5 protein-coding genes are annotated in these 6,906 nt (G+C 46.0%); all 5 read right to left on the bottom strand.

Translation table 11 applies throughout. The features are described 5' to 3' along the window. Window positions 1-689 precede the first annotated feature (689 nt). The 5 genes from FC99_RS08670 to FC99_RS08650 all read right to left on the bottom strand — a co-directional run bounded on the left by FC99_RS08670 (window position 690) and on the right by FC99_RS08650 (window position 6,458). Entirely contained in the window at window positions 690-2,753 is a 2,064-nt protein-coding gene (locus FC99_RS08670; RefSeq protein WP_048735740.1) for an LTA synthase family protein, read from the bottom strand. Window positions 2,754-2,891: 138 nt separating this feature from the next. Continuing rightward, the gene (locus tag FC99_RS08665) at window positions 2,892-3,128 is read right to left on the bottom strand and encodes a YkuJ family protein (protein WP_048735739.1); all 237 of its coding nucleotides are present in this window, start codon (window positions 3,126-3,128) and stop codon (window positions 2,892-2,894) included. A 77-nt stretch (window positions 3,129-3,205) separates the two neighbouring features. Beyond that, the gene (locus FC99_RS08660; protein ID WP_048735738.1) at window positions 3,206-4,240 is read right to left on the bottom strand and encodes a lysylphosphatidylglycerol synthase transmembrane domain-containing protein; all 1,035 of its coding nucleotides are present in this window, start codon (window positions 4,238-4,240) and stop codon (window positions 3,206-3,208) included. A gap of 4 nt (window positions 4,241-4,244) precedes the next feature. Next, on the bottom strand, window positions 4,245-5,267 hold the full coding sequence (locus FC99_RS08655) for a glycosyltransferase family 4 protein (RefSeq protein WP_048735737.1): 1,023 nt from the start codon (window positions 5,265-5,267) through the stop codon (window positions 4,245-4,247). Between the two features lie 12 nt (window positions 5,268-5,279). After that, on the bottom strand, window positions 5,280-6,458 hold the full coding sequence (locus FC99_RS08650) for a glycosyltransferase family 4 protein (protein ID WP_048735736.1): 1,179 nt from the start codon (window positions 6,456-6,458) through the stop codon (window positions 5,280-5,282). Window positions 6,459-6,906: the final 448 nt, after the last annotated feature.

Below are 6,906 nucleotides of genomic sequence, written 5' to 3'. Positions count from 1 at the left end.
TGGTTTGTCGAAACAATGTTCAGTTTTCAAAGGTCTACCAAGTTATCAGAGAAGCATTTGCTTCGTGACAACTTTTAAAGTATATCATGTCGTCAAATACCTGTCAACAACTTTTTAAACATCTTTTTGAATAAATATCGATGTTTCTGAATCAAGTTGAATAAATATTCCCAACAACGTTTACTACTATATCAATAATCAACCAGACCGTCAAGCCTTTTTTAAAATTATTGAGAAAGCAATTTGCCGTTGCTGTCACAATGTTTGCACACATAAATGACAACAGAAAATAGTTTACCAATATCTGCCGCAACGGTCAAGGGAAAAATGAATATTTACTGAAATTAATTTCAGTCCGCCGCTTCCCCCACTGTAAAAAACAGACAAAACTACCGTCAATACGTTAAAACCGGTCTACTCATCTGGTCATACCAGCTGTCATAACGTACAACCTCACTTAGGTCACCGCTAGATACCGTCAGCTCCGCACAATCCCCACCTGCCCTAAACGGATAAACCTGCGGGCGCCCCCAACTCTCTTTTCACCATCAACCGGATCTCTAAACGTCTATCGCGCCCCACAAAGATGCCAACTCACTCATAGATTGCATGCACACCACGACCTGCTCAACCAAAAAAGAAGCCAATCACCCGACACTCGTGATTGACTTCTTCTATATAGAGACACTTTATTTTAATTCAGGAGCGTCCGTCTTGTAGTCGGCAACGGTGCTCTTGCCATCATTCTTAGCAATTACACTCGTCTTCTCCTTCTTCTCGGCTTCAGCTAACTGTTCCATGGCTGGTTTTAACTTATACGTAAAGTCCGTTTTGTTGACCTTCGTAAAGTTCTTTGGCGTGTAGAACCGCAGCAGATCCCCATAGATGACCCGATCAGACAATGAGAGTTCAGTCGTCACGTGGTTCTGTAGCTTAGCCACATCTTTCTTCTGGACCGCCGTCAGCGTCAACACATCCCCCGTCTTGGTATCATAAACCGTCCCACCGATCTTAGTATACTTCGGTGAAACAAAGTTCCCATTTCGAAAGGCCACGGTTTGATTACGATCTTTAGCCAATAAGTCTTGGCCAAATTGAATCGTATCCGTATTCTTGACCCCTAACAGGTCCAGCAACGTTGGTAACACATCAATTTCCCCACCATAGGTCGATTGAATGCCACCCTTGAGTCCCGTTGCGTGAATCATAAATGGGACCTTTTGGAATTGAGCGAGGTCATAGTTAGTCACCTTGCTCTTACCCAACAACTGTGCAATCGCTGGTCGGTGATTATTCGAGATCCCATAATGGTCTCCATAGGCCACGATGACACTATTCTTGTAGAGTCCGGCCTTCTTCAGGTAATTAATGAACTCAGCAAACGCCTGATCCAGGTAATGGGCCGTCTGAACGTATGGATCGACAGTCTTATCCCCCGTCTTAGTCGCTGGGAAATCCGTGTTCTTCTTATCTATCTCGTAAGGGTAATGGTTCGTCAACGTAATCAGCTTGGCATAGAACGGTTGCGGTAACTGTTCAATATATTTAGCCGACTGCTTGAAGAAAATCTTATCCTTCAGACCATAGCCAATGCTATACCCCGGCTTCTCCGTATAGTAACTAGAGCTAAAGAAGTACTGGTAGCCCCATGACTTGTACGTGTTGTCCCGGTTCCAGAAACTAGGCACATCTCCATGGAATGCCGCCGTGGTATAACCCGCCTCTTGACTCAAGATAGCCGGTGCCGCCTGGAACGTGTTCTGCGTCCCGTAGGTCGTCATCGCTGAACCTTGTGGCAACCCAAACAACGAGTTTTCCAGCATCATTTCAGCATCAGAGGTCTTTCCCTGAGCAACCTGATGATAAAAGTTCTTATAGGCCAAAGTATTCTTGCTATGGTAGAACTTATTCAGCGTTGGCGTCACTTCCTTGCCATCCACCTTGTAATCGATCAAAAATTGCTGGAAACTTTCCAAATGGATAATAAAGACATTCTTCCCCTTCTCCTTACCAAAGTAGGAGACGTTCGGGCTTACCCGATTTTGCTTCAGGTATTTCAAGACACTCTTCATATCACTAGCATTGGCACTCGCCCGGGTCGCGCTTTCCTTTTGCGTCTGGTAGGCGTTAAAGGCCGCATACTCATTAAGCCCCAAGTATTTCACAATATAGTTATTGTCAAATGTCCGGGTCAATAGTCCCGAACGATCCGCGTTAGCCATGCCGAATTCAGCGAACATCAGGCCAAATGACAGGACCGTCACGGAGAACGCGTACCGCCGTTTAAACGGTCGCGCATCGATTCGAATCACGTGGGTGACCAACAGAATGATCAGAATCACGATATCAATGTAAACAAAGAAATCATAGACGTGGGTAATCTGGGCCAAACTCTTCCCCAGGTTATTTCCCACGTCGCTAGAGCCCTTCATGATCCCAAAGGAGAGGAAATCAGAGAACTCCCGGTAGTAGAGCACATTCGCAAAGATCCATGTGGACTCTAATACATCAATAATCAACATTAGCCAATAAGCTAACCGCCCGCGGAAATAGAGCGCAATGCCGAATACTAGTAAGGCAGCTGGAATCGGGTTAATCAACAATAAGAACTGCTGAACGCTCCCCTTCGCCCCCAACGTAAATTCGGTCTGATAGGCAATGTAAGTTTTCACCCAAAATAAAACGACGATCAACAGGAAAAAGCCCATCCGACTATTTACCCAGTTCGTCTTCCGCTTAAAAAAGTTCGCCATGCGATTGCCTCCACAAAATAATTAACATCACTATAGTATAGCTGATATTAACGGGTAATCAATGTGATTCCATAACCTTTGGAAAAATGCAACTTTTTCCTGGTATAAAAAAACAAAACTATGGCACCCATAGTTTTGTTAGTTATCCGTCAACAAATCAAATAATTCGATAGCTACTAAATCGATGTTATCAAACTCAAAAGTCGTTTCCGGGTTGTGTTCGGTTAAGGTGTAGGTGTGGCTCAACTGGTTGTAAACAACCGTTGCCTGCTCAACGCCTTCCTTTTCAAATCGACGGGGTTGTGGCTCGTCGGTGGCATCCTCTTGCATCGCCTTTAAGCGATTGATGATGCCAATCAATTGAGATTCTTCCATGGTTGGTCCCCTTTCTAGCTTTCACTAATGATTTTACCAAACTTGAGGCGGTATGGCACGCCCTAATGCAGAAAAACTCATTCATTTGGCAAATCCTTTTTTTCACTGACCTTATCTGGCGGGATAACCATCGCCACTAACCCCGTCAACATGCCAAAGTAGTAAGTCAACAGGCGCCACAGGATCATCGCTAAGACCAGCTTACTATTTGATGAAATATAACTCCGAAAGATCATTTCAAAGCTGTATTCGGCACCACCTGACCCACCCGGGATGGGAAATAGCGAAATCACCATGACGATCAGCACGTGGAGGCTGGTCACCATGACAATATTAGCGGTCGTGTACCCTAGCGCTAGCATAATAAAGTATGGAATCAAATAGTAGACCATCAATTGAAAGAAAGTGATGACAAAGACTTTAAGCATCAGCTTCCACTGCCCACTAATTCGAACACTTTCATGGTAAAACGAATCGATCTTGCCGTTGATATTGGCTTCCATCCGAGAAAAGCGGTCTTTTTTCATAAACCAGTGACAGGGATACAGCACAACACCGACCATTTTCTTCGTAAACGCGTACCAGAACATCACCATCAGTAGACCAATAATGACGGCCAAATGAATCGTAAAGCCAAACACGACCAGCCAGACTAAGGCATGTAGCTTGTCCTGAATATCATTAAACCCAATGACCAGGGCAATCAAAAAGTTGATGACAATCATCGATTGGTAGACGACAAACTTCATCAGGAGCACCGAGCTGGCCTTGCCGGCATCGACTCCCGTCTGCATCAGCGCAATCAATTGTGCGGGTTGTCCACCAGAAGAAAATGGCGTGATCCCGTTAAATAACTGCTCCACCATTGGAATTCGTAAAGCATCTTTAAACGTGAAGCCTTCGATTCGATCCGAAATGAACACCTTGACGATCAGGGCTTCTAACCCAAGGTATAACACCATACACAAAATGGCGACCCCAAACCACCAGAAGTTAATGTGCACGAAATCATTGACCAAAACTGAAAATTTAATGTCACGTAGCGAAAAGGCAAAGATTGCAATCCCCAGAAGCAACATTAAAGTGAGAACCCATTTATTACGACGTGACATGCACTTACCCCTCTTTTGCCTGTTGCTGATAGAACGCCCGCCAAATTGTGGTCAGGTGCTCCTCAGAGTAGCGCTCAGCGGCCGCCAAACTCTGTTGGTGCCAATGCGCCATTGCTGCTGGATTCTGTCGTAACCGCTGAAGCTGCTGGTTCATTTCCGTATAGTCCTTTGCCGGTTGATAGTCCCCCGCAATGATGGCCTGATAGAGGTCTAAGTCGCGGAGCAGTACTGGTGTTCCGGTACTAAAGGCTTCCAAGACGGACATCGGAAATAACTCATTAAATGACGGTAATAAGAATAAGTCTGTCAGATTGTAGTAGTCAACTAATCGGTCACGGTCCACGATCCCCGGAAAACTCAAATTGGCGGGTGGATCATCGACGACCTTCTTCAAGGCGGCATAACCGTCCGTCATGCGGCCAAAAGAGAACCCGCCAGCCCAGATGAACTGGAGCTGCGGATTGTTTCGGGCCAACTTGATAAAGTCAAATAAGCCCTTGCGCTCTTGAATCTGACCAATTCCCAGCACCGTAAACTTCTGTTGGTCATAACCGTACTGGTCACGCAGTGCTTGCTTCTTCTCAGCTGAAACGGGATAGAATTCCTTACGGCTCACAAAGTTCGGAATATACGTCACGCGGTCCTCAGGAATCCCATAAGCCACCAGCTTAGGAATAAACGTCGGGTTGACCACCACAATGTGATCCATGCGTTTGTAGAAAGCAATCACGTATTTATAAAAAATCGACCGGAAGGGTTGGGGAATCTTCAAACTTCCCTCTAAAGTTTCCGGCAAGAAATGAACGTAGCCGATTTTTCGACCGCGTCCAGGTAAGAATGTTGATAAGTAGTAGGAAAAATTAATTGTATGGTAATGTGTGAGATCCACGCGACCATACTTATTGACCGTCACCTGAAAATCATCGGCTAGACGGGTGCGCATCAGATTCATGAGCTCATTGTAAGCACTGCCGACACCCTGTCCTTTGACAGAATCGGCAGCGGAAAACATGTTGATTTTTAACATCCAATAACTCCTCTAATTGCTAAAGTCCGGGGTATCCTCGTGCGCGGCTTCGTAGCTTGCCTGTGCATCCTGATAAAAACCAATGATGCGTTGCCCAAAGGTATCAGCAGAAATGTCGGCTAACTTTTTCGCCAACAAGTCTGGGTCCTGTTCTTCGTCCCCGTGCCGCAGGTAATCAACCACATTTTCAATCATCTCAGCCGGCTCCTTAAAGGTGACGCCCAACGTCCGACTGGACAATAGGTCGTCGGTATACGGACTCGTCATGACAACGATTTTCGTCCCAGCCGCCATGGCTTCAATATAGGTCAACCCCTGTGACTCGGAATCCGACGACGACAGGAAGACGTTGGCCATGTGATAGTAACGGAAAACTTCATCGTTATTCACTTCACCAGTGAATGACACGTGATCCGTTAGGCCAGCATCCTTGACCTGTTGTTCCAGGTCTTCTCGCGCCGGGCCATCCCCAACAATCAAGAGTTGGGCCTCGGGTACCTGCGCCAAGATCTGGGGCATAGCCGCAATACTTTCCTTAATGTTCTTTTCGTAAGCCAAGCGACTCAACGAAAGAATTACGGGTGTATCCGGCTGGTAGCCCAATTGTCGTCGTAAATTAGCCGTATCGGGCTGTTCGTACTGATGTAAATTGACCCCGGTTGGAATCACACGGATGGGTGTTTTAACCCCATAATCCGTCAAGGTAGTTAACACTCGGTCACTAGGGGCAACAACCCCCGTTAAGTGGTAGCAAAAGGCCAAGGTTCCCTGTTTGACGTGGACCGGCTTTAAAATTTTACCGTTAGCCACATAGTGCAAATAATCCTCGTACATCGTATGGTAGGTGTGCAGGCACGGAATTTCCAAATTACGCGCTACAAACTTGCCGATCCACCCCATCGAGAACTCCGTCTGTGTATGGACGATGTCTAAATTCAATTCCTTCGCAATTTGGTAGGCCTGGAAAAGTCCCCGCACCGCAATTCGCCGATCCGTAAACGAAACGAACGGAATACTTGAAAAGCGAAAGACGTTCCGCTCGTAAACGTTACGTTCAACGTGCGGATCAGTCGTCGTGAAAATATAGACCTGATGGCCTTGCTTTTCCAATTGATCACGCAACGTCTTAATCGACGTTGCGACCCCACTTACTTGAGGGAAATAGGTATCTGTAAATAAGCCAATGTTCATCGCCAATCCCCCTTGCGTCTGTGTTTGGCTAGGTTCTCTGGAATAACGCTTTGTACAGTCACCACAATTATATGGGTTTGGCTAGGTGATTGCAAACCACAACCGGATTATGCTGGAAAATAGTCCGGTTGTGAGGGAAGGCGGATTTAATTACTACACTGCCTAGCCCAACTTCCGACAACAAAAAAAGCACCAGCAACGGGTCACCCCATTCCTAGTGCGTCACAATTCTATTTAAACAGCTAAAGGTTGAAAGATGAAATACCTGTCTCGCCCCAGTATCAGTAAGGATTCGAACCATTAAGATAGTGTGAAATTGCCGCACTCCGGCTTTGACTGTGCTTTACCACGACAACAGTCGGAAAACCTGGAAATTTAGCGCTCTCGGTCCAATCGATAGTGACTGTTACAGTCATTATCTCCGTCGTCTGCGCACACTGTGTAAGCC

Source organism: Levilactobacillus koreensis JCM 16448 (assembly GCF_001435525.1).
Taxonomy (GTDB): domain Bacteria; phylum Bacillota; class Bacilli; order Lactobacillales; family Lactobacillaceae; genus Levilactobacillus; species Levilactobacillus koreensis.
The sequence above is the reverse complement of the archived record's forward strand: the minus strand, read 5'-3'. Positions and strand labels throughout refer to the sequence as shown.

Coding starts and splice junctions, on each gene's coding strand:
- FC99_RS08670 (WP_048735740.1), bottom strand. CDS start 2,753: ATGGCGAACTTTTTTAAGCGGAAGACGAACTGGGTAAATAGTCGGATG.
- FC99_RS08665 (WP_048735739.1), bottom strand. CDS start 3,128: ATGGAAGAATCTCAATTGATTGGCATCATCAATCGCTTAAAGGCGATG.
- FC99_RS08660 (WP_048735738.1), bottom strand. CDS start 4,240: ATGTCACGTCGTAATAAATGGGTTCTCACTTTAATGTTGCTTCTGGGG.
- FC99_RS08655 (WP_048735737.1), bottom strand. CDS start 5,267: ATGTTAAAAATCAACATGTTTTCCGCTGCCGATTCTGTCAAAGGACAG.
- FC99_RS08650 (WP_048735736.1), bottom strand. CDS start 6,458: ATGAACATTGGCTTATTTACAGATACCTATTTCCCTCAAGTAAGTGGG.